Raw genomic sequence first — 22,537 nt, forward strand, 5'->3', positions numbered from 1 at the left:
GGGGCGCGGGCGTGGGGGTGGGGCCCGCACCCAGGCGACCTGCCCGGGCCCGGCGGGACAAGCGGCCGCACCGGCCGGTACACCGGGTGGCCGCCGGTGATCACCCGGGTGGCGGCCCCGGGAAACGCGCCGGGCCCCGGCCGTCCCTCGTCGTGAGGGGCGGCCGGGGCCCGGTCCCGCGATGCCGTCGCCTTACTTGGCGGCGGCCTTCGGCGGCTCGGGGACGGCGTGCGGGGCGCACGTGACGTCCTTGGCGTCGAGCTTGCCGTCGACGAGGTAGGCGTCCACCCGGTCGTTGACGCACGGGTTGACCAGACCGACGACGCCGTGCGAGCCGGCGCCCTTCTCGGTGATCAGACGCGAGCCCTTGAAGCGCTTGTGCAGCTCGACCGCGCCCACGTACGGCGTGGCGGCGTCACGGGTGCTCTGGACGATGAGCGTCTGGGGCAGACCCTTGTGGGTGGCGACCTCCAGGGGGTTGCCCTGCGGGGCCTTCCAGGTGGCGCAGGGCAGGTTCATCCAGGCGTTCGCCCAGGTCATGAACGGGGCCTGCTGGTGGATCCGGGTGTTGTCCCGGTCCCACTTCTTCCAGCTGGTGGGCCACTTGGCGTCGGCGCACTCGACGGCGGTGTAGACGGCGTTGCCGTTCTCCTTGGCCGCGTTGCCGGCGGTGTCGGACAGGTCCGGGCCCGCCGCCTCGACCAGTGCCTTCTCGTCACCGGCGAGGTACTTGCTCCAGGTCTCGGCGACCGGGACCCACGAGGAGTCGTAGTACGCCGCGTCCTGGAAGAAGCTGATCAGCTCGGCCGGGCCGACGACCCCGCCGATGGGCTTCTTCTTGGCGGAGGCGCGCAGCTTCTCCCACTGCTTGAGGACCTTGGCCTGGGTGTCGCCGAGGTGGTAGACGCCGTCGTGCTTGGCGACCCACTTCGCCCAGTCCTTGAAGCGGCCCTCGAAGGCGACGTCCTGCTCGAGGTTGGCCTCGTACCAGATGTTGTCCTGCGCGGGGTTGACGACGCTGTCGACGACCATGCGGCGGACGTGGCCCGGGAAGAGCGTGCCGTAGACGGCGCCGAGGTAGGTGCCGTAGGAGACGCCGAGGAAGTTGAGCTTCTTCTCCCCCAGGGCGGCACGGACGACGTCCATGTCGCGGGCGGTGTTCATCGTGGTGAGGTGCGGGAGCAGCGCGCCGCTGCGCTCGTGGCAGCCGTCGGCGTATGCCTTGGCCGTCTTGCGCTGGGCGCGCTTGTCGGCCTCGCTGCCGGGCACCGGGTCGGCCTTGGGCGCCGCCACGAACTTCTGCGGGTCAATGCAGGAGATCGGGGCGGAGTGGCCCACGCCGCGCGGGTCGAAGCCGACGAAGTCATAGGCCTTGGACGTCTTCGCCCACAGCGGGTTCTTGGTCGTGACCCGCCGCGGGAACTTCATGCCGGAGCCACCGGGGCCGCCCGGGTTGTACAGCAGGGCGCCCTGGCGCTCGCCCGCCTTGCCGGTGGAGCGGACCCGGTCGACCGCGATCTCGATGGTGCGGCCGTTCGGCTTGGTGTAGTCGACGGGGACGGTCACGAAGCCGCACTGGATCGGCTTCTCCAGGCCCCAGGCGGCGGGGCAGTCCTGCCACTTGATGCCCTTCTTCGCCGCCTTGGCGGCGGCGGTCTGCACGCCCTTCGCCTCGGCCGCGCCGCCCGGTACCCGCTCGCCGGCGTCGGCCGCCGGTGCGGCCAGCAGACCGGCGACGAGTACGGCCGTCACCGCGGTGCCGGCCGCACCGAATATCGCTGTAGTTCTCACGTGGTTTTCCCCCTGCTGATGCGCCGCGGACGCGCGGCGATGATCACGGAGCTGCAGGGGGATCCTTTCCTCTCCCCTGCCACAAAGGACAGGTCGTACGGACGTTCTTTACTAATCCGTAAGGATGACGAAACCCGGGATGGCACGTGTGGCGCCGGAGGCCTCCGGCTCACCAAAACGCCCGTACCCCGCCATCACCGTCGAATAGGGCCGTAAATCCCGCGTCCAGCAGCCCGCGCAGCCGGAGGGCGTCCGGGGCCACCGCGCTCACCACGACGGCGGGCCCGGCGAGCGGGGTGACGGCCGCGGTGGCACCGAGGGGGCGGGGTGGCACCGGGTGTGCCGCGAAGGCGGGGTCCACGACGAGGAGTTGTCCGACGGCCCGGTGCCCGCCGAGCACGGCGCCCCCGTCCCAGCCGGGCGTGCCCGGCCCGTAGGCCAGTTCCTGGTCGAACAGCGGGCGGCCCGCGCGGCGCACGGTCAGCCGGGAGGCCAGCCGTCCCGGGGCCTCGCCGGCGCGGCCGAGCACCTGCTCCTCGCGGAACACCAGCCGGGCCGTCGGAGCGAGTTCGATGCGGGTGGTGGCCCGCAGATCGCTGCCCCGGGCGGAGATCAGCTGTTCGGGAAGCCAGCGCAGCGTGGCGCCGTCGCCCACCCGGATCCGGGTGTCGTACACGGCGGGCGCGCCGGTGCGCCCGGGCAGGGCGAGGGTGGCGGCGGTGGTCGAGAAGCGCAGGGCGGCGCCGTCGGCGACCTCCGCGGTGAGGCCCAGCAGATCACCGCCGAGGGGGGCGCTCATGGCCCCCACGAGGCGCACATGGGCCTCACGCCCCTTCGGCCGCAGTCTGCGCAGCGCGAAGGGCCCCGCGCCGTCGAGGACGGGCAGGCCCGTGCCGCCCCGGCCGTCCGGGGCCGCGACGAGGTGCGCCGCGGCCCGCAGCCCCGCGTCCGCCGCGGGCCGTACGGCGGTGGACGTCACGGCGAGACCGCGGCCCAGCCGGCCAGCCGCTCGCGCACCCAGTCGGAGACCGGTCGTACGCCGCCCTCGGCGACGAGGGAGGTGAAGACGACGGGGAGGACGCCGCGTTGGGCCGTGGCGTCGCGGGCCATGCCCTCCAGGTCGGCGCCGACGTAGGGGGCGAGGTCGGTCTTGTTGACGACGAGGAGGTCGGCGGTGGTCACACCGGGGCCGCCCTTGCGGGGGATGTCGTCGCCGCCGGCCACGTCGATGACGAAGATCTGCGCGTCGACGAGGCCCTTGGAGAAGGTGGCGGTGAGGTTGTCGCCGCCGGACTCCACGAGGACGAGATCGAGCGGTCCGAGCGTGTCCTCCAGGTCCTCGACGGCTTCGAGGTTGGCGGAGATGTCGTCCCGGATCGCGGTGTGCGGGCAGGCTCCGGTCTCCACGGCGGTGATCCGCTCGGGCGGCAGTACGGCGTGCCGCAGCAGGAATTCGGCGTCCTCGCGGGTGTAGATGTCGTTGGTGACGACGGCGATGGACAGCTCGTCGCGCAGCAGCCGGCACAGGGCGGCCACGGTCGCGGTCTTCCCGGATCCGACGGGACCGCCGAGGCCGATGCGCAGGGCCCGGCGGGTGCCGTCGGGGCGATGCGCGCTCGCCGCGCTGTAGGTGTGGCGGTGGGGGTAGGCGTCGGGGTGGTCGAGGTGCATGGTTCCTCCGGGGGTTCGGTGGTTGACCGCGCCGCGCGCGGCGTCCTCAAGCGCCGGACGGGCCGGACGTTCCGTCGGTCCGGCGAGACGTCCGGCCGCGGTGGCTGGGGTAGTGCGGTGGCCGGGGTCCGGGGCGGGGCCCCGGCCGCTTACGAGGCGAACAGCCGCACGGGCCACGCCGCGTGCTGCTCGGCGCCGATGTCGAGCAGCGGCGCCGAGCCCGCCGGCAGTGCGTCGAGCCCCTCGGACTCCACGCGCCGGGCCGCCTCGGCGGCCCGGTGCGCGACGCGGTCCAGTTCGGGCGCGAGCCCGGCCAGTACGGCCGTCGCGTCGAACGGGTCGAGGCTCAGCAGCCGGACCACCGCCGTGGCCGGTCCGCCGACCGCTTCGTAGCCGGCGGCGTACGCGGCGTCCGCCGGTCCCAGCCCGGCGGCGCGCGCGGCGACGCCGAGCACGACGGGCTGGTGGGCGCCGCGCGGCCGGGCCGCGGCGAGGTCGTCGAGAAGGGGTGACGGCCAGGCGGCGCGGGCGGCGCGCATCATCTGGCGGCCGAGCCGACGGGCGGCGGTGCGCAGGGCCTGGGACGGGGTGCGCGCGTCGGCGGCCTCGTCGAGTTCCAGCGGGTCGAGCCCGGCGGCGGCCGCGGCGGCGAGTGCGGCGGCGGCCAGCCCGGCGGTGTGCAGCCGGCCCCGGCAGAACTCCTCCAGGGTGGCCGCGTCCCGGATCCGGCCGGCCTTGACGGCCGCCTCGGCCCCGCCCGAGTGCGCGTGGCCGCCGGCGGGGAACCGCCCGTCGGCGAGGACGAGCAGCGCGGCACGGGCGGCGGGCGGCCGCCCCCCGTCCCCCTCCGTCTGTGTCGTGGTGCTCATCAGAAGAGGAAGTACCGCTGGGCCATCGGCAGTTCCGCCGCGGGCCGCGGGTCGACGGGGTCGCCGTCGATGGTGACGGTGAAGGTGTCGGGGTCGACTTCCACGTGCGGGCGGGCGTCGTTGTTGCGCATGTCGGCTTTGCCGACGCCGCGCGTGTCCCGGATCGGGACGAACCGCTTGCCGAGGTCCAGCCGTTCGGGGAGGCCGTCATCGAGGGCCCATTGGGTGACGAAGTTCAGGGAGTTGGCGGCGGGGGCGCGGCCCGTGGCGCCGAACATCGGACGCGGCAGGACCGGCTGCGGGGTGGGGATGGAGGCGTTGGCGTCGCCCATCTGCGCGTAGGCGATCTGGCCGCCCTTGATGACCAGCAGCGGTTTGACGCCGAAGAACGCAGGGTCCCACAGCACCAGGTCGGCGAGTTTCCCGGACTCGACGGAGCCGATCTCGTGGTCGAGGCCTTGGGCCACGGCGGGGTTGATGGTGTATTTCGCGACGTAGCGGCGGGCTCGGGCGTTGTCGGCCGGGCCGTCGCCGGGCAGGGATCCCCGGCGCTTCTTCATGACGTGCGCGGTCTGCCAGGTGCGCAGCACGACTTCGCCGATGCGTCCCATGGCCTGGGAGTCGGAGGAGATGATCGAGATCGCGCCCAGGTCGTGCAGGAAGTCCTCGGCGGCGATGGTACTGGGCCGGATGCGGGACTCGGCGAAGGCCAGGTCCTCGGGGACGGCCGGGTTGAGGTGGTGGCAGACCATCAGCATGTCGAGGTGTTCCTCGACGGTGTTGACGGTGTGCGGGCGGGTGGGGTTGGTGGAGCTGGGCAGGACGTTGGGCTCGGAGACGACGGTGATGATGTCGGGTGCGTGGCCGCCGCCCGCGCCCTCGGTGTGGTAGGCGTGGATGGAGCGCCCGGCGATGGCGGCGAGGGTATCGCCGACGAAGCCCGCCTCGTTGAGCGTGTCGGTGTGGATGGCGAGCTGGGCGCCGCTCTCCTGGCAGACGCGCAGGCAGGCGTCGATGGCGGCGGGGGTCGCGCCCCAGTCCTCGTGGATCTTGAAGCCGACGGCGCCCGCGCGCAGTTGGGCGCGCATGGAGTCGTGGCTGACGGTGTTGCCCTTGCCGAGCAGACCGATGTTGACGGGATACCCCTCCATCGCCTCGAACATCCGGGCGAGGTGCCAGGAGCCGGGGGTGATGGTGGTGGCCTTGCTGCCCTCGGCCGGGCCCGTGCCGCCGCCGAGGAGGGTGGTGACACCGGAGGCGAGGGCCGCGTCCACGGCCTGCGGGCAGATGAAGTGGACGTGGGCGTCGATGCCGCCGGCGGTGAGGATCTTGCCGTTGCCGGCGATGATCTCGGTCTCCGGGCCGATGACGAGGTCGGGGTGGACGCCGTCCATGGTGTCGGGGTTGCCGGCCTTGCCGATGCCGGTGATCCGGCCGTCGCGCAGACCGACGTCGGCCTTGACCACGCCCCAGTGGTCGAGGACGACCGCTCCGGTGATGACCGTGTCGGGGGCGCCCTCGGCGCGGGTGACCCGGGACTGGCCCATGGACTCGCGGATGACCTTGCCGCCGCCGAAGACCGCCTCGTCGCCGGCGTGGCCCGGGCCGCCGGAGCGGTCCTCCTCGATCTCGACGAGGAGGTCGGTGTCGGCGAGCCGGATCCGGTCGCCGGTGGTCGGGCCGAAGAGATCGGCGTAGGCGACGCGGCCGAGTTCAGACATCGAGGGGTCCTCCGCACTCGCCGCGCAGGCCCTCGACGATCCGCTTGCCGCCGATGGGGACGAGACCGACCTCGACGGGGATGCCCGGCTCGAAGCGCACGGCGGTGCCGGCGGCGATGTCGAGGTGCTTGCCGTGGGCGGCGGCCCGGTCGAAGTCCAGGCCCGGATTGGCCTCGGCGAAGTGGTAGTGCGAGCCCACCTGAACGGGCCGGTCGGCCGCGTTGAGGACGACGAGGCGGGTGAGGGGGCAGCCCTCGTTGAGGCGTACGGGCTCGGCGGCGTGCAGGATCTCTCCGGGAATCATCCGCGCGTCTCCCCCGGTCATCCGATGGGCTCGTGGACGGTGACGAGCTTCGTACCGTCCGGGAAGGTGGCCTCGACCTGGACGTCGTGGATCATTTCGGGGATGCCGCTCATGACCTCGTCGCGGGTGAGCACCTTGCGTCCGGAGGACATCAGCTCGGCCACGGTACGGCCGTCCCGGGCGCCTTCGAGGACGTGCGCGGTGATCAGCGCGACCGCTTCGGGGTGGTTGAGGAGCACCCCGCGCGCCCTGCGCCGCTCGGCCACGTCGGCGGCCACATGAATGAGCAGGCGTTCCTGTTCATGCGGGGAAAGTTGCATGCGTCCCACCTCACTGACGAACCAGGACCTCCCTGCCGAAGGCGGCGGAGGCACACCTGAGTTCTACACACTGTTGACCTGGGGTTCTTCTCCCGAAGGCCGGGGATTGCAGATTAGGGCGCAAGCTTTTCCACCGCGTTAACTGACTCTTTGCAAAGCCGTGGCCAGAGGTGGCCGGTGCGGGGGCCGGCCGCCCTCAGGGGCGCGGCGGCGCGTCGGGCCCCCGGCATTCGGCGGCGATGCCGAACCGGCCCCGGTCCTCGGTCACGGACGGCAGGGCACGCACGGCGGAGACCGTGCTGATCACCTGCTCCTCGGCCTCGCCCCCGGCCTCCGCCCCACCCTCCGCGCCGGCCTCGCTCTCTTCGAGCCGCCGCAGGTCGGCGGCGGACACCAGGGCGACCAGCGGCTTCCCGTGGCGCGTGACGACCACCCGCTCACCGCCGTAGACCACGCGGTTGATCAGCTCCGCCAGCTCGGCGCGGGCTTGCGTCACAGGAATCTCGTAGGCCATGGCACCAGCTTAATTGCCCGCCGCGCTGTCCGCGGGATCCCTGAGAAGCGAAGAAATGCCAGGTCAGAGGCTTTCCGCCAGCGCTGCCCGTGGAGTGCCGACACCCTTCGCTCGGGGCGTGAGCCCACCGCCTCGGCGTCGGCGCGCTCACGCCCAGAGCGAAACCACGCCGGATCCCCGCCGGATCCATTGCCGCTCCCGGCCCCGCTGGGCCATGCTCATCCCGCAAGGATCTGTACGTCCTGTACATTTTTGACGGACGAGGAGTGCCGCCCATGCACCGCCCCACCGCCCGCTACGTCCTGCCGGAGTTCACCGAGCGCACGAGCACGGGCACCCATACGAGGGACCCGTACTCCAAGCTGCTGTCCGAGCGCATCGTCTTCCTGGGCACACCGATCGACGACGCCTGTGCCGGCGATGTGATCGCACAGTTCATGTATCTCGAACACGCGGCGCCCGAGGGGGACATCTCGCTCTACATCAATTCCCCCGGCGGCTCCTTCTCCGCCATGTGCGCCATCTACGACACGATGCGCTACATCGGCTGCGACGTGGAGACGATCTGCCTGGGCCAGGCCGCCTCGTCCGCCGCCGTGCTGCTCGCCGCCGGCACCCCGGGCAAACGACTGGCGCTGCCGAACGCGCGCGTCCTCGTCCGGCAGCCGTCCCTCAGCGAACCGGTCCAGGGACAGCCCTCCGATCTGGAGATCCAGGCGGGCGAGATCTCGCGCATGCGTGACACGCTGGCGCGGATGCTGGTGCGGCACACGGGGCGGAGCGCGGAGCGGGTGGACCGGGACATCGAGCGGGACACGGTCTTCGACGCCGAGGCGGCGGTGGCCTACGGACTGATCGACCGGCTCACCGCGAGCCGCAAGGGGCCGGGCACCCCGCTCGGAGCGAGGTGAGCGCGATGTGGCCGCCCCCGCTGCCTCCCCTGCCCGCCCTGACCCACGCCGAGGGCGAGTTGGTGGACCGGTATCTGGAAGTACTGGATCTCCTGGGCCGGATCAACCCGGCCCGCGCGCATCACACGTACGCCGGGCTACGGGCGGCGCAGGCTCTCGTGGTCGCGGCGACGGGACTGCGTGACGCGTTGACGCTCATGCACGAGCGAGGCGAACGCGAGGTGCACTCGGGAACACTCGCTCGGGCGATGCTGGTCCTGGACGGGGAGCGGCGGGCCGCACGGGTCACCATGCCGCCGAACACGCCGGGTCGATGAGCCCGGACGCGCGCCGGAACGACCGGCCGGGCGACACGTCAACGCGATCTCCCGCATACGGCGGACCCGGTGTAGACATCACGCGGTGATCGATCCGAGCCGCGCGCGTACGAGACGATCGCGGAGATCAACTCGCCGCAGGTGAACGGCTCAACAGGGTTGAGCGATGGCCGTCAAACCGTCCGGTGTCCACCCGAACATGCCAGAGGTGACCAGGCTCACATATCACCGGATCCTCTCGGAATCCGTGTCGCGGCTGCGCCAAGATCCAGGCGACGACAAGACCCCGCCACCGCGGCGGGGCGGTCCGGACGGACGCCGAATCCTGCCGCCGCCCGGATGACTGGTCGACACGAGTGCATCGGCAGGAGTGGAGGACCCGATTACGGCGGGACGACCGGCACCACTGGTCGTCCCTTGGGGTGAAGCCGCCTCGGCGGCCGGGCATCTTCGCCTGCCCGAACCCGACAGGTCATCCTTCATAGGCGGCAGACGAAGGGTTGCGTATGGCCGCGCACAAACGACCAACGAAGTTCTCCAGGGCCAAGGCCGCCTCGGCCCTCACCCTCGCAGCCGTCGGCGCCTCGGTGCTGGTGCCCGGCGGTTCACCCGATGCCGAGGCCGCGAACCTCTCCACCCTCGCCCTGCGGGTCGCGGAATCCAAGCAGGGCGCTCCCTACCGGTGGGGCGCGACAGGACCGTACAGCTTCGACTGCTCGGGACTGACCCAGTACTCCTACAAGCGGGTCGGCAAGACGCTGCCCCGCACCGCCGCCGCCCAGTACAACCGCGTCCGCCATGTGCCCGGCTTCGCCCGGCAACGCGGGGACCTGGTGTTCTTCCACTCCGCCGGCGGCGTCTACCACGTGGGCATCTATGTGGGGAGCGGCAAGATCCTGCACGCCCCCAAGACCGGCGCGGTCGTCCGCCACGAGCGGATCTGGACCAGAAGCGTCAGTTACGGCCGCGTGAACTGACCTGGTGCGGCGGTGGCGTGCCGCGACGGCCGCCCCGCCACCTTCTTCTCCTTGTGCGCCGACGCGGCAACGGGTGTGTTCCCACCCGCCGCCGGCGGACACGACTGTGGTGCCACGCCCCCGCGTTCGCGACGCGGGGCCGTCGGCCGCGACCGGGCACACGGTCGTTGGCACCGGCATCGCACCGGAACGGGTAAGGGCGCGCCTGCCCGCCGGTAGACCTGCCGGAACCGCTCAACCCGCCTTGTCCGCGCGCACCGTGCGAGCACGGTGCGCGCCCCCGGGCCGGGTGGTGGGCCCCTCGGCCGCGTGGCCACGGGGGCCCGCCGCCCGGCCCGCGGCCGCGCCGGGCGGTCATCGCACGGGCACGCTCCAGGGCAGACAGATCCAGACCGTCTTGCCGCCGTCGGCCGTCGGGGTGACCGAGAGTCTGCCGCCGCGCTCGGCGGTCAGACAGCGGATGATGACCATGCCCCGCCCGTTGTCCTGCTGGACGGCCGCGGGCAGCCTCCTCGGGTAGCGGGGGTGACTGTCCGTGACGCCGATGCGCAACTGCTCCTCGCGGTCGAGCCGTACGTCCACGGTGAACGTGGGCGACTGGCCGCGGGTGTGCTGCACGGCGTTGGTGGCGAGTTCGGAGACGATCAGCCGAACCGTGTCGGCGTCCTCGGTGCCGTCCGCCAGCCCCCATTCCGCCAGGACACGCGCCACATAGCGACGCGCGTCGGACACCGAGGCGGGGGCGCTCGGCAGGGTAACGGTTGCTTCCTGGTGATCCGCCATGGCGCTGTCCCTTTCCACCGAGGCCGGGCTCCGACGCGTGACGCAGGGAACTGACGCGGTGAAGTCGGGAGCGGTCTCGGACGGCTCTTCGTCACAGAGTGCCACCGTCCGCGTCCGAGAGTGAGCGATCCACCGGAAAATGCATATATCTGTCGCTCGAAGCGGTGAACTCTGCCGGGAGAAACCACATTTGGGCATTGCGGTGGTCTATTGACACTGACGTATGGATCTGGACGTGTTCACCTTGGCCGAAAGGGAATACCCATGCGCTACGGACCCGCGGTGCGCCGACGCAAGCTCGGCGCGGAGCTGCGCCGCCAGCGTGAACTGGCGGCGCTGACCAGCCGGGAGGCGGCCTGTGCGGTGGGGTGGCACCAGTCGAAGGTGAGCAGGATCGAGACGGGCTGCAGTGGCGTGAAGCCCTCGGACGTCGCCCTGTTGCTGGACGCCTACCGGGTGACCGACCCGGAACTGCGCGCGCTGCTGGGGGCGCTGTGCGGGGCGGGTTCGGCGGATCCCGGTGAGGGCGCGGGGGCGCGGCGGGGCTGGTGGTACGCCTACCGCGACCGGCTGCCGCCCGCCTATCTGGACTTCATCAGCCTGGAGTCCGAGGCCTCCCATCTGCGCACGCTGGAGACCACGGTGGTGCCGGGACTGCTCCAGACGCCCGACTACGCGCGCGCGGTGACCCGGGCGGCGCTTCTCGACCCGCCTCCGGAGCGGGTCGAGGAGCTGGTGCGGGTGCGGATGGCCCGTCAGTCGGTGCTGCGGGGCGAGCGTCCGCTGGAGTTGTGCGCGGTCCTGGACGAGGCGGTGCTGCGTCATGAAGTCGGCGGACGGGAGGTGATGGCGGGGCAGTTACGGCACCTGGTGACCACCGGGCACATGCGTCATGTGCGACTGCATGTTCTTCCGTTCTCCGCCGGGAGCCATATCGGCATCACCGGCCCTTTCGTTATCTTCTCATTTCCGCGCATCGCAGATCTGGATGTGGTGGTTCTCGACCACTTGACGAGTAGCCTCTACCTGGAGCGGAAAGAAGACCTCCGGGCGTACGGCTCCGCCTTCGCCACCCTGCGGACGCGCGCCCTCTCGCACGAGAACTCATTGGATTACATCGCCGGGCTCCATGACGGCGCATGAGGAGGCACTATGCCCGCAATGCCTCGCTACGCCCCTTCTCCGTCAGCACCTTCCCCGTCGGCGCCGCGTGCCGCGACGTGGCGGCGCAGCAGCTACAGCACCGGAATGAACAACTGCGTCGAGACGGCCCCGCTCGGTCCGGACCTGCTGGCCGTGCGGGACTCCAAGCGCACGGCCGGGCCCGTCCTGTCGTTCACGGCCGCGGCGTGGTCCTCGTTCGTGGGAGACCTCCGCGGCGGTGGCCCCGGTCACCGCCGCGGGGCCGGACGGTCCACCGGCACCGGGAGTTGAGCGTCAGGTGGTCGGCGCGGTCCGCAGGACCGTGCCGGCCGCCTCCTCCACCTGCCGGTCCGTGAGGTCCGCGCACGCCGTCAGCCGCAGCCGCGAGACGCCGTCGGGCACGGACGGGGGGCGGAAACAGCCGACCGCGAGCCCGTGGGTGCGGCAGTCGGCCGCCCACCGCACGGCGGCCTCCGGCGACGGGGCCCGGACGGACACCACCGCCGCGTCGGGCCGCACCGCCGTCAGCCCCGCCGCCGTCACCCTCCGGTGCAGCTCGGTGGCGACGTACCGCACCCGGGCCGCGCGCTCCGGCTCGCGGCGCAGCACCTCCAGGCTCGCGAGCGCGCCGCCGACCGCCGCCGGGGCGAGGCCGGTGTCGAAGATGAACGTCCGGGCGTGGCTGACGAGGTGCCGGATGACGCGGGCGGGACCGAGTACCGCTCCCCCCTGGCTGCCCAGCGCTTTCGACAGGGTGACGGTGGCGACGACGTCCGCGGCCCCCGCCAGGCCCGCCGCGTGCACCGCGCCCCGGCCGCCCTCCCCGAGGACTCCCAGTCCGTGCGCGTCGTCCACCAGCAGCGCCGCGCCGTGCTCCCGGCACGCCTCGGCGAGCGCGGCCAGCGGTGCGGCGTCGCCGTCCACGGAGAAGACCGAGTCGGTGACGGCGAGGGCACGGCCCTCGTGCGCCCCCAGCGTCTTGCGGACCGCTTCGGCGTCGGCGTGCGGGACGACGGCCGTCTCGGCGCGGGCGAGCCGGCAGCCGTCGATGAGCGAGGCGTGGTTGCCGGCGTCGGAGACGACGAGCGGGGCCGCCGACAGGGGCATACCGGACGGTGTCGACGGGCCGCACAGGGCGGTGACGGCGGCGAGGTTCGCGGCGTAGCCGGAGGAGAAGACGAGCGCCGCCTCGAAGCCGCAGAACTCGGCGAGGCTCTCCTCCAGCCGCGCGTGCAGGGCGGTGGTGCCGGTGACCAGCCGGGAGCCGGTGGCCCCCGCGCCCCAGCGGCGGGCCGCGTCCGCGGCGGCCGCGGTGACCTCGGGGTGGCGGGTGAGGCCCAGGTAGTCGTTCCCGGCCAGATCGATGAGCGGCGAGTCGGCCGGCCGCGGCCGAAGGGTCCGTACGAGCCCGGCGGCCCGTCGCCGCTCGTGCTCCACGTCGATCCATTCGAACGGGTCCTGGGGCATCGGCCGTCCTTCGCGTTCTGTGGGGTTTGCATAGAACGTAGTCGCGGGGGGCCCTGGTCAGGGTGTGGCAATACACACACATGAATCGGCCCCCGTTGTGTGGTCTCTACCTTGGCCGGAAGTGCTGCCGTAGGCGAGGATCGGCGCCATGGACCTGCTGAACACGCTGGTGGACAAGGGGTTGCGGCGGGAGCTGCCGACCCGCGAAGAGGCGCTCGCCGTACTGGCGACGACCGATGACGACCTGCTCGATGTGGTGGCCGCGGCGGGCAAGGTGCGCCGCCGGTGGTTCGGGCGGCGGGTGAAGCTGAACTACCTCGTCAACCTCAAGTCCGGGCTCTGTCCCGAGGACTGCTCGTACTGCTCGCAGCGGCTGGGCTCCAAGGCCGAGATCCTCAAGTACACCTGGCTCAAGCCGGACGACGCCTCGAAGGCGGCGGCCGCGGGCGTCGCCGGCGGTGCGAAGCGGGTCTGCCTGGTCGCCAGCGGGCGCGGGCCGACGGACCGGGACATCGACCGGGTCTCGAAGACCATCGAGGCGATCAAGGAGCAGAACGAGGACGTCGAGGTGTGCGCGTGCCTCGGGCTGCTGACCGACGGGCAGGCCGAGCGACTGCGGGCCGCCGGAGCCGACGCGTACAACCACAACCTCAACACCTCCGAGGCGACGTACGGCGACATCACCACCACGCACACCTTCGCCGACCGTGTGGATACCGTGCGGCAGGCCCAGACGGCGGGGATGTCCGCCTGCTCCGGGCTGATCGCGGGCATGGGCGAGAGCGACGCGGACCTGGTGGACGTGGTCTTCGCGCTGCGCGCGCTGGATCCGGACTCGGTGCCGGTCAACTTCCTCATCCCCTTCGAGGGAACCCCGCTGGCCAAGGAGTGGAACCTCACCCCGCAGCGCGCCCTGCGCATCCTGGCGATGGTGCGGTTCGTCTGCCCGGACGTGGAGGTACGGCTGGCCGGCGGCCGTGAGGTGCACCTTCGGTCGATGCAGCCGCTCGCGCTGCACCTCGCCAACTCGATCTTCCTCGGTGACTATCTGACCAGTGAGGGCCAGGAGGGCAAGGCCGACCTCGACATGATCGCGGACGCCGGGTTCGAGGTGGAGGGCACCGGCACCACGACGCTGCCCGAGCACCGGGCCGACGCGATGGCGTCCGGCTGCGGAGGCCACGGGGGCGGCGGCTGCGGTCCTTGCGGGGACGGGGAGACCGCGACGGCGGACGAGACGACGGACGCCTCAGCGGAGGTCCCGGCTCCGGCCGAGGAGAGCCGCGCGGAGCCCGGCGAGGCCCGTACGGACCTGGTCGCCGTCCGCCGTCGCGGCGCCGGCACGGACCTGCCCCCCAATGCCTGAGCCGCTCACCGCGAGCGAGTTGCTCGCCCTCGACAAACAGCACGTCTGGCATCCGTACGGCCCGATGCCCGGCCGGGTCGATCCGCTGGTCGTCGCCTCCGCCTCGGGGGTGCGGCTGCGGCTCGCCGAACCGGTCGACGGCGTCGACGAGTTGATCGACGGGATGTCGTCGTGGTGGTCGGCGGTGCACGGCTACAACCACCCGGTGCTCAACGAGGCGGCCCACGGACAGCTGGGGCGGATGAGCCATGTGATGTTCGGCGGGCTCACCCACGAGCCCGCCGTGCGGCTCGCCGCCCGTCTGGTGGAGATCACCCCGGAACCGCTGCGGCACGTCTTCCTCGCCGACTCCGGCTCGGTGTCGGTCGAGGTGGCCGTGAAGATGTGCCTGCAGTACTGGCGTTCGCTCGGCAAGCCGGGCAAGCAGCGGCTGCTGACCTGGCGCGGTGGCTACCACGGTGACACCTGGCAGCCGATGTCGGTGTGCGACCCGGACGGTGGCATGCACGCGCTGTGGGCCGGTGTGCTGCCGCGCCAGGTCTTCGCGGACGCGCCGCCCACCGGGTTCGACGCCGAGCCCGATCCGGCGTACGTCGCCCACCTGCGGGAGATCGTCGCGCGGCACGCCGACGAACTGGCCGCGGTGATCGTCGAGCCCGTGGTGCAGAACGCCGGCGGCATGCGCTTCCACTCCCCCGCGTATCTGCGGGTGCTGCGGGAGGCGTGCGACGAGCACGGGGTGCTGTTGATCTTCGATGAGATCGCCACGGGTTTCGGCCGTACGGGCCCGCTGTTCGCGTCGGAGCACGCCGGTGTCTCCCCCGATGTGCTGTGTCTGGGCAAGGCGCTGACCGGTGGGTATCTCACGATGGCCGCGACGCTGTGCACGTCGCGGATCGCGGAGGGGATCTCCCGGGGCGAGGTGCCGGTGCTCGCGCACGGCCCGACGTTCATGGGCAACCCCTTGGCCGCCGCGGTCGCCAACGCCTCGATCGACCTGCTGTTCGCGCGGGACTGGCGCACCGACGTCAAACGCGTCGAGGCCGGACTGCGCGAGGGCCTGGCCGGGGCGGCCGGGCTGCCGGGGGTACGGGAGGTGCGCGTGCTGGGCGCCATCGGGGTGGTCGAGCTGGACCACGACGTGGACATGGCCGCGGCGACCCGGGCCGCGGTACGGGCGGGGGTGTGGCTGCGGCCGTTCCGCAATCTCGTCTACACGATGCCGCCGTACCTCACCGAGGACGAGGACGTGGCCAGGATCTGCGCGGGAGTACGGGCCGCCGCCGCGGCGGGATGACCCCCGGGCCGGGGGCGGGGACATGACTCCCGCCCCCGGCCGGCCGAACACCGACACCGCACCGGCGCATGGCCGGAGACAGCGCCGGCTCCCCGACTTGTCACCGCCCGGGCCGCCTCACGCGGCGACCGCGCGCAGCCGGCTCGGTCCGGGCCGAGACCTCGGTTGCGGCACCGCGCCCCCGGACGCCACCGCGAACAGCGCGGCGTCACCGCGCCGGCGACCGGCTCACCGAACCACCGACAGGCACACCGCGCCGTGCGCGCGCCGAACGGAAGGCAGAACCATGTCCGTACTCGTCGTCACCGGCACCGGCACCGAGGTCGGCAAGACCGTCGTGACCGCCGCCGTGGCGGCCGCGGCGGTGGCCGCCGGCCGCTCCGTGGCCGTACTCAAGCCCGCCCAGACGGGTGTCACCGCACAGGAGCCGGGGGACGTCGCGGAGGTCCAGCGACTGGCGGGGGCGGTGACGGGTCTGGAACTCGTCCGGTACCCCGAGCCGTTGGCACCCGCCACGGCGGCCCGCCGGGCCGGCCGGGCGCCCGTGCGCCCGAAGGAGATCGCGCGGGCGGCGGCGCGGCTGGCCGAAAGCCACGACCTGGTCCTGGTCGAGGGCGCGGGCGGGCTGCTCGTCCGGCTGGACGAGGCGAACTCGACGCTGGCCGACGTGGCGGGGCTGCTGGACGCACCGGTCCTCCTCGTCGCCCAGCCGGGCCTGGGCACGCTCAACATCACCGCGCTCACCGCCGAGGCCCTGCGCTCGCGCGGCCTGCGCTGCGAAGGCGTGGTCATCGGCAGCTGGCCGGCCACGCCCGACCTCGCCGCCCTCTGCAATCTCGCCGACCTCCCCGAGTCGGCGGACGCTCCCTTGCTGGGAGCCGTTCCCGAGGGCGCGGGGGCCCTTCCCCCGGCCACCTTCCGCGCCGCGGCACCCACCTGGCTGGCGCCGGGGCTGTCCGGCGGCTGGGACGCCGGGCGTTTCGCCTCCGAGCAGCAGCACTGACCGCGGACCGCCACCGTCGCCGCCCCACCCGAAGGAGGCGGGGCGGCGACGGTGGCGGCGGGCCGGACCGGGGAAGAATCGCGGTAGCCGTCGTATCCCCGGGAAGGGGCGTGCCATGCCGCGGAACACCAGAACGCCGCACGACGCCGTGCACCATCCGATCTTCGCGCGGGTGTACGCGAGGCTGAGCCCGGTGGTGGACCGGCGGGCGGGCGTCGGGGCGCACCGGCGGGAATTGCTGGACGGGCTGTCCGGGCGGGTCATCGAGATCGGCGCGGGAAACGGGCTGAACTTCTCGCACTACCCGGGGACCGTCTCCGAGGTGGTCGCGATCGAGCCGGAGCGACGGCTGCGGCGGCTGGCGGTGGAGGCCGCCGTCCGCGCCGAGGTGCCGGTCGACGTCGTACCGGGGGTGGCGGAAGCGCTGCCCGTGAAGAGCGAGGCGTACGACGCGGCGGTGACGTCACTGGTGCTGTGTTCCGTGCGGGATGTGCGGCGTGCCCTGGCGGAGTTGCGCCGGGTGTTGCGGCCGGGTGGCGAGCTGCGGTTCTTCGAGCACGGGCTGGCGCAGAGCCATCGCCAGGCGACCGTGCAGCGGGCGCTGGACCGGACGCTCTGGCCGGTGCTGTTCGGCGGCTGTCATACGGCACGGGACCCGCTGGCCGAGATCGAGGCCGCGGGGTTCGAGCTGGGTCCGTACCGGCGGCTGCGGGTACCGGCGGGCAGGGTGCCGACGCCCGCCTCGCCCTGCGTGCTGGGGCTGGCCAGGCGCCCGCTCGAGGACGACGGGAGGATCTCCGGCTCCGGGCCGCACGCCTGACCGGCGGCTCTTCGGCCGACGCGCTCGTGGGGCGCCCGCCGCGGACGGCGGGCGCCCCACGAGCGCGTCCTCCGCCGCCGGACGGGCCGGTCCGAGCGCGAGGACACATCTCCCTTTGCCTATCCTTTACCATTGAACGGTCAAACTGGTCTTCTGCCTGACCGACAAGCCGACGAAAGGTGTGAGCGTCCAACCATGGGCGAGCCCCCCAGTAGCTCCCGGAGCCGACATCGCGCGCTCCTCCCGACCCTGCCGGATCATGGGACGGAGGTGAACCGATGACCGAAGTGCTCCTCCTGCTGGTCGCCCTGCTGCTGACCCTGGCCTGTGCCGTCTTCGTCGCGGCCGAGTTCTCCCTCACCACCGTCGAGCGGGGCGAGCTGGAGCGGGCCGCCGAGAACGGCGACCGCGGTGCCGACGGCGCGCTCAAGGCCGTACGCGGCCTCACCTTCCAGCTCTCCGGTGCCCAGCTGGGCATCACGGTCACCGGCCTGATCATCGGCATGATCTCCAAGCCGTCCATCGCGGCGCTGCTCACCGGCCCGGTGCGGGCGCTCGGCCTGTCCTCCTCCGTGGCGTCCTCGACCGCTCTGGTCCTGGGCACGGTGATCTCCACGGTGGTGCTGATGGTCGTCGGCGAACTCGTGCCGAAGAACTGGGCGATCTCCCGGCCGCTGCCGGTGGCGCGCCGGGTCGCGGGTCCCCAGCGCGCGTTCAGCGCGGCGTTCCGCCCCCTCATCACGCACCTCAACAACACCGCCAACCGCACGCTGTACCGGATGGGGCTGGAGCCGGCCGAGGAGCTGGCCACGGCGCGCTCGCCGCAGGAGCTGGTCGCGCTCGCCCGGCACTCCGCCAAGGAGGGCGCGCTGGAGGCGGACACCGCCGAGCTGTTCGTCCGGACGCTGAACCTCGCCGAACTGACGGCGGAGAACGTGATGACGCCCCGCGTCCAGGTCACCGCGCTGGGCGCGGAGGCCACGGCCGAGGACGTCGCGAACGCCACCCGGGCGACCGGCCTGTCCCGCTTCCCCGTCTACCGGGGCAACCTCGACACGGTAGTCGGCATCGCCCACATCAAGGACGTCCTCGCGATACCCGCCGAGCGGCGCCCGCAGCACCCCGTCGCGGCGCTGCTGCGCGAGCCGCTGCTCGTACCGGAGTCGCTCACGGTGGACCGGCTGCTGGACCGGCTGTCGGCCAAGCGCAGCATGGCCGTCGTCATCGACGAGTACGGCGGTACGGCCGGTGTGGTCACCCTGGAGGACATCATCGAGGAGGTCGTCGGCGAGGTCCGCGACGAGCACGATCCCGTCGAGGTCCCCGACCTCGCCCCGGCCGGGCAGGACGCCGCGGGCCGCGAGCTGTACGACGCGGACGGCGCGACCCGTACCGACCAGTTGGAGGCCATCGGGCTGCGGGCGCCGGACGGCCCGTACGAGACGCTGGCCGGACTGGTCGCGACCGCCCTCGGCCGGATCCCGGCCGAGGGCGACACGGTCGAGGTGGCGGGCTGGCGGATCGACGTGGCCGACGCCTCCGGCCGGCGCGCGGCGCGGGTCCGGCTGACCGCTCCCCCGCCGGGCGCCGACCCCGGATTCGGGGGCGGCTTCGACGGTGACCCCGAGACGGGCGGCGGATCCCGCCGGACCCGCAAGGAGGCCGGCCGATGACCGCCGTCCAACTGCTCATCGGCCTGGCGACGCTGGTCGTCAACGCCTTCTTCGTCGGCGCGGAGTTCGCCCTGATCTCCGTGCGCCGCAGTCAGATCGAGCCGTACGCCGAGCGCGGTGACCGGCGTGCCCGCAGCGTCCTGTGGGGCCTGCGGCACATCTCGGCGCTGATGGCCGCGGCCCAGCTCGGCATCACCCTGTGCACCCTGGTGCTCGGTGTGGTGGCCGAACCGGCGATCGCCCATCTCCTGGAGCCGGTCTTCCACGCGGTCGGCCTCCCGGCCGGGCTGACCCACCCGGTGTCGTTCGTGATCGCGCTGGCCGTGGCGACGTACTTGCACATGCTCTTCGGCGAGATGGTGCCGAAGAACATCGCGCTCGCCGAACCGGTGCGCACCGCGCTGCTGCTCGGACCGCCGCTGGTCACCGTCGCACGGGCGCTGCGCCCGGTGGTCTTCGCCATCAACCAGCTGGCGAACTCGGCGCTCAAGCTGTTGCGGGTGGAGCCCAAGGACGAGGTCGCGGCGACCTTCTCGGACGATCAGCTCGCCCGGATCGTCGCCGACTCCAGCGCCGCCGGCCTCCTGGACGAGCGGTCCACCGAGCGGCTGCGGGACGTGCTGGAGCTGGGCACCCGCCCGGTCCAGGACGTCGTGATGCCGGTCGAACGGGTCGTCTCCGCGCCCTTCGGGGTGACCCCCGAGGGGCTGGAGCGGCTCTCCGCGGAGTCGGGGTTCTCCCGCTTCCCCGTGGTGGACAGGGCCGGCCGGATCATGGGCTATCTGCATGTGAAGGACGCGCTGGACGCCGAGCCGCGCGACGTCCCCTTCCCGCGCCGGCGGATGCGCCCCATCGCCCAGGTACGGGCGGCCACCCCGCTGGACGACGTGATCACGGCGATGCGCGGCACCGGCACGCACCTCGCGGCCGTCATCGGCGCGGACGACCGGCTGGCCGGCCTGGTGACGCTGGAGGACGTCCTGCGCGAACTGGTGGGCCAGCGCCCTTAGCCGTGTCCGGCGGATCTTGGGCTACCGGCCGTCTTTGCCGCCTGCGGCGGCAGGGCGCCCTGCGGGCGCGTCCTCAATCGCCGGACGGGCTGGGTCGGGCTGGGCCGCATCAGGCGCAGCACGGCGGCACCGCCAAACGGTAGGATCGCCGCGCCATGGAGATCAATGCGACGTACACCTACACCAGCTTCGTCGCCCTCGGTGACTCCTTCACCGAGGGCATGTCCGACGAGCTCCCGGACGGCTCGTACCGCGGCTGGGCCGATCTCCTCGCGGCCCGGCTCGCGGAGCGCGCGCCCGGCTTCCGCTACGCGAACCTCGCCGTGCGGGGCAAGCTCATCGGCCAGATCGTCGACGAGCAGGCGGCGGCCGCCGCCGCGATGGGCGCCGATCTGGTGACGCTGGTCGGCGGGCTCAACGACGTCCTGCGCCCCAAGTGCGACGTGGACCTGGTCTGCGCGCGGCTGGAGGAGGCGGCGGAGCGGCTCGCGCCCAGCTGTCGGCAGCTGGTGCTGATGCGCAGCCCGGGGCGGCAGGGCCCGGTGATGGAGCGGTTCCGGCCGCGCATGGAGCAGCTCTTCGGTTTCATCGACGATCTGGCCGCCCGGCACGGCGCACTGGTCGTCGATCTCTTCGGCGCCACGGTGCTGGGCGACTCCCGGCTGTGGGCCGAGGACCGGCTGCATCTGAACGCCGAAGGGCACCGGCGGGTGGCCGAGGCGGTGTGGCAGGCGCTCGGACACGAGGCGTCGTTCGACTGGCGCGCGCCCCTGCCCGCGTTCGTCCGCCCCGGCTGGGCGGCCCGCCGGACGTCGGACGCCCGTTTCGCCCGGGAGCACCTGGTGCCGTGGATCGGCCGCCGGCTGACCGGGCGCTCCACCGGCGACGGCCGGCCGCCCAAGCGGGCCGAGCTGGCACCGTTCGGAGGGGACACCGAGCCCTCCGGACCGCTCTCGTAGCAACCCACAAACCGGGGCGGGGCGCTGGCCTGCGCGAATCGCCAGTAGAATCCGGTCACGTGACTGCTGCGTCTTTGAAGCCCCGCATCCCCAATGTCCTGGCCGGCCGCTACGCCTCCGCGGAGCTGGCCGTCCTGTGGTCCCCCGAGTACAAGGTGACGCTGGAGCGGCGGCTGTGGCTCGCCGTGCTGCGCGCCCAGAAGGACCTCGGGATCGAGGTCCCCGACGCCGCCCTCGCCGATTACGAGCGGGTCCTGGACCAGGTCGACCTCGCCTCCATCGCCGAGCGCGAGAAGGTCACCCGGCACGACGTGAAGGCCCGGATCGAGGAGTTCAACGCCCTCGCCGGCCATGAGCACGTCCACAAGGGCATGACCTCCCGTGACCTCACGGAGAACGTGGAGCAGCTGCAGGTCCGCCTCTCGCTGGAGCTGATGCGCGACCGCACGGTCGCCGTCCTCGCCCGCCTCGGCAAGCTCTCGGGCGAGTACGCCGAGCTGGTGCTGGCGGGCCGCTCGCACAATGTCGCCGCGCAGGCCACGACGCTCGGCAAGCGCTTCGCGACCACCGCCGACGAGCTGCTCGTCGCCTTCGGGCGGCTGGAGGAGCTGCTCGGCCGCTACCCGCTGCGCGGCATCAAGGGCCCGGTCGGCACGGCTCAGGACATGCTCGACCTGCTCGGCGGGGACGCCTCGAAGCTGGCCGAGCTGGAGCAGCGCATCGCGGGCCACCTGGGCTTCGCGCACGCCTTCACCTCCGTCGGCCAAGTCTACCCGCGGTCGCTGGACTACGACGTGGTCACCTCGCTGGTGCAGCTGGCCGCCGCACCGTCCTCGCTGGCCAAGACCATCCGGCTGATGGCCGGCCACGAGCTGGTGACCGAGGGCTTCAAGCCGGGCCAGGTCGGCTCGTCCGCGATGCCGCACAAGATGAACACCCGCTCCTGCGAGCGCGTCAACGGCCTCATGGTCATCCTGCGTGGTTACGCCTCGATGACCGGTGAGCTGGCGGGCGACCAGTGGAACGAGGGTGACGTCTCCTGCTCGGTGGTGCGCCGCGTCGCGCTGCCGGACGCGTTCTTCGCGCTCGACGGCCTGCTGGAGACCTTCCTGACGGTCCTCGACGAGTTCGGCGCGTTCCCGGCCGTCGTCGCCCGTGAGCTGGACCGCTACCTGCCCTTCCTCGCCACCACCAAGGTGCTGATGGGCGCGGTGCGTGCCGGGGTCGGCCGTGAGGTCGCCCACGAGGTCATCAAGGAGCACGCGGTGGCCTCCGCGCTGGCGATGCGCGAGCGGGGCGCCGAGCGCAACGAGCTGCTCGACAAGCTCGCCGCCGACGAGCGCATCCCGCTGGACCGCGCGGGTCTCGACGCCCTGATGGCCGACAAGCTGTCGTTCACCGGCGCCGCCGCCGACCAGGTCGCCACGGTCGTCGCCCGGATCGAGGAGATCGCCAAGCGGCACCCGCAGGCGGCGGCGTACACCCCAGGCGCCATCCTCTGACGCCTTCCCCACGCCCTACGGACCACCCGTCCCCGTGCCCCGCCCGGCACGGCGGCGGGTGGTCCGCTTTCCCGGCCCGTTCCGGGGTGTTCGGGGGCAGCGCCTATCATCGGGGGGTC

At 72.8% G+C, this 22,537-nt stretch carries 23 protein-coding genes and 1 riboswitch; of the genes, 13 read left to right on the forward strand and 10 right to left on the reverse strand.

Features of this window, described 5'->3' with window-relative positions; translation table 11 throughout:
- Nucleotides 1-192: 192 nt before the first annotated feature.
- The 8 genes from ACZ6MA_RS22150 to ACZ6MA_RS22185 form a co-directional block, all read right to left on the reverse strand.
- A complete protein-coding gene (locus ACZ6MA_RS22150) occupies nt 193-1,791 on the reverse strand; it encodes an alpha/beta hydrolase (protein ID WP_469435628.1) in 1,599 nt (532 codons plus the stop codon).
- A 169-nt stretch (nt 1,792-1,960) separates the two neighbouring features.
- Nucleotides 1,961-2,770 (reverse strand): urease accessory protein UreD, encoded by an 810-nt coding sequence (locus ACZ6MA_RS22155; protein ID WP_469435629.1) that lies wholly within the window; start codon nt 2,768-2,770, stop codon nt 1,961-1,963.
- Complete coding sequence (gene ureG, locus ACZ6MA_RS22160; RefSeq protein WP_469435630.1) at nt 2,767-3,462, reverse strand: urease accessory protein UreG; 696 nt, start codon at nt 3,460-3,462, stop codon at nt 2,767-2,769. Before ureG ends, ACZ6MA_RS22155 begins: the two co-directional genes overlap by 4 nt.
- A gap of 149 nt (nt 3,463-3,611) precedes the next feature.
- Nucleotides 3,612-4,331, reverse strand: coding sequence for an urease accessory protein UreF (locus ACZ6MA_RS22165; RefSeq protein WP_469435631.1), 720 nt, complete (start codon nt 4,329-4,331; stop codon nt 3,612-3,614).
- Complete coding sequence (locus ACZ6MA_RS22170) at nt 4,331-6,052, reverse strand: urease subunit alpha (protein WP_469435632.1); 1,722 nt, start codon at nt 6,050-6,052, stop codon at nt 4,331-4,333. The genes ACZ6MA_RS22165 and ACZ6MA_RS22170 overlap by 1 nt, the downstream gene beginning before the upstream one ends.
- Entirely contained in the window at nt 6,045-6,356 is a 312-nt protein-coding gene (locus tag ACZ6MA_RS22175) for an urease subunit beta (protein WP_469435633.1), read from the reverse strand. Before ACZ6MA_RS22175 ends, ACZ6MA_RS22170 begins: the two co-directional genes overlap by 8 nt.
- Before the next feature lie 17 nt (nt 6,357-6,373).
- Nucleotides 6,374-6,676, reverse strand: a complete 303-nt coding sequence (locus tag ACZ6MA_RS22180) for an urease subunit gamma (protein ID WP_469435634.1) — start codon at nt 6,674-6,676, stop codon at nt 6,374-6,376.
- 196 nt (nt 6,677-6,872) lie between these two features.
- Complete coding sequence (locus ACZ6MA_RS22185) at nt 6,873-7,190, reverse strand: type II toxin-antitoxin system Phd/YefM family antitoxin (RefSeq protein ID WP_469435635.1); 318 nt, start codon at nt 7,188-7,190, stop codon at nt 6,873-6,875.
- Nucleotides 7,191-7,465: 275 nt separating this feature from the next.
- On the opposite strand from ACZ6MA_RS22185, the gene ACZ6MA_RS22190 reads away from it, so the two are divergent.
- From ACZ6MA_RS22190 to ACZ6MA_RS22200, 3 genes are all read left to right on the forward strand, one after another.
- Nucleotides 7,466-8,101 carry an ATP-dependent Clp protease proteolytic subunit gene (locus ACZ6MA_RS22190; protein WP_469435636.1) on the forward strand — a complete coding sequence of 212 codons (636 nt, stop codon included), beginning with the start codon at nt 7,466-7,468 and terminating at the stop codon, nt 8,099-8,101.
- A gap of 5 nt (nt 8,102-8,106) precedes the next feature.
- Entirely contained in the window at nt 8,107-8,418 is a 312-nt protein-coding gene (locus tag ACZ6MA_RS22195) for a hypothetical protein (RefSeq protein ID WP_469435637.1), read from the forward strand.
- Nucleotides 8,419-8,724: 306 nt separating this feature from the next.
- Nucleotides 8,725-8,921: riboswitch (cyclic di-AMP (ydaO/yuaA leader) on the forward strand.
- A gap of 3 nt (nt 8,922-8,924) precedes the next feature.
- On the forward strand, nt 8,925-9,395 hold the full coding sequence (locus tag ACZ6MA_RS22200) for a C40 family peptidase (protein ID WP_469435638.1): 471 nt from the start codon (nt 8,925-8,927) through the stop codon (nt 9,393-9,395).
- 354 nt (nt 9,396-9,749) lie between these two features.
- Here the strand turns inward: ACZ6MA_RS22200 and ACZ6MA_RS22205 are convergent, their stop codons facing one another.
- Nucleotides 9,750-10,178: an ATP-binding protein gene (locus ACZ6MA_RS22205; RefSeq protein ID WP_469435639.1), complete on the reverse strand. Its 429-nt coding sequence runs from the start codon at nt 10,176-10,178 to the stop codon at nt 9,750-9,752.
- Between the two features lie 264 nt (nt 10,179-10,442).
- On the opposite strand from ACZ6MA_RS22205, the gene ACZ6MA_RS22210 reads away from it, so the two are divergent.
- Both ACZ6MA_RS22210 and ACZ6MA_RS22215 read left to right on the forward strand, forming a co-directional pair.
- Nucleotides 10,443-11,321, forward strand: coding sequence for a helix-turn-helix domain-containing protein (locus ACZ6MA_RS22210; RefSeq protein ID WP_469435640.1), 879 nt, complete (start codon nt 10,443-10,445; stop codon nt 11,319-11,321).
- 9 nt (nt 11,322-11,330) lie between these two features.
- Nucleotides 11,331-11,612, forward strand: coding sequence for a DUF397 domain-containing protein (locus ACZ6MA_RS22215; RefSeq protein ID WP_469435641.1), 282 nt, complete (start codon nt 11,331-11,333; stop codon nt 11,610-11,612).
- Nucleotides 11,613-11,615: 3 nt separating this feature from the next.
- Here ACZ6MA_RS22215 and ACZ6MA_RS22220 read toward each other — a convergent pair whose 3' ends face one another.
- On the reverse strand, nt 11,616-12,788 hold the full coding sequence (locus tag ACZ6MA_RS22220) for an 8-amino-7-oxononanoate synthase (RefSeq protein ID WP_469435642.1): 1,173 nt from the start codon (nt 12,786-12,788) through the stop codon (nt 11,616-11,618).
- Between the two features lie 148 nt (nt 12,789-12,936).
- On the opposite strand from ACZ6MA_RS22220, the gene bioB reads away from it, so the two are divergent.
- The 8 genes from bioB (at nt 12,937) to purB (ending at nt 22,418) form a co-directional block, all read left to right on the forward strand.
- Nucleotides 12,937-14,154, forward strand: coding sequence for a biotin synthase BioB (gene bioB / locus ACZ6MA_RS22225; protein WP_469435643.1), 1,218 nt, complete (start codon nt 12,937-12,939; stop codon nt 14,152-14,154).
- Nucleotides 14,147-15,451, forward strand: coding sequence for an adenosylmethionine--8-amino-7-oxononanoate transaminase (locus ACZ6MA_RS22230; RefSeq protein WP_469435644.1), 1,305 nt, complete (start codon nt 14,147-14,149; stop codon nt 15,449-15,451). The genes bioB and ACZ6MA_RS22230 overlap by 8 nt, the downstream gene beginning before the upstream one ends.
- A 286-nt stretch (nt 15,452-15,737) precedes the next feature.
- Complete coding sequence (bioD, locus tag ACZ6MA_RS22235; RefSeq protein ID WP_469435645.1) at nt 15,738-16,454, forward strand: dethiobiotin synthase; 717 nt, start codon at nt 15,738-15,740, stop codon at nt 16,452-16,454.
- Between the two features lie 115 nt (nt 16,455-16,569).
- The gene (locus ACZ6MA_RS22240; protein ID WP_469435646.1) at nt 16,570-17,274 is read left to right on the forward strand and encodes a class I SAM-dependent methyltransferase; all 705 of its coding nucleotides are present in this window, start codon (nt 16,570-16,572) and stop codon (nt 17,272-17,274) included.
- A gap of 278 nt (nt 17,275-17,552) precedes the next feature.
- Entirely contained in the window at nt 17,553-18,947 is a 1,395-nt protein-coding gene (locus tag ACZ6MA_RS22245; RefSeq protein ID WP_469435647.1) for a hemolysin family protein, read from the forward strand.
- Nucleotides 18,944-19,957, forward strand: a complete 1,014-nt coding sequence (locus ACZ6MA_RS22250; RefSeq protein ID WP_469435648.1) for a hemolysin family protein — start codon at nt 18,944-18,946, stop codon at nt 19,955-19,957. The genes ACZ6MA_RS22245 and ACZ6MA_RS22250 overlap by 4 nt, the downstream gene beginning before the upstream one ends.
- Before the next feature lie 155 nt (nt 19,958-20,112).
- Nucleotides 20,113-20,916 (forward strand): SGNH/GDSL hydrolase family protein, encoded by an 804-nt coding sequence (locus ACZ6MA_RS22255; RefSeq protein ID WP_469435649.1) that lies wholly within the window; start codon nt 20,113-20,115, stop codon nt 20,914-20,916.
- A gap of 59 nt (nt 20,917-20,975) precedes the next feature.
- The gene (gene purB / locus ACZ6MA_RS22260) at nt 20,976-22,418 is read left to right on the forward strand and encodes an adenylosuccinate lyase (protein WP_469435650.1); all 1,443 of its coding nucleotides are present in this window, start codon (nt 20,976-20,978) and stop codon (nt 22,416-22,418) included.
- The last annotated feature ends 119 nt before the right edge of the window (nt 22,419-22,537 follow it).

This window comes from Streptomyces sp. NPDC042259 (genome assembly GCF_055582085.1).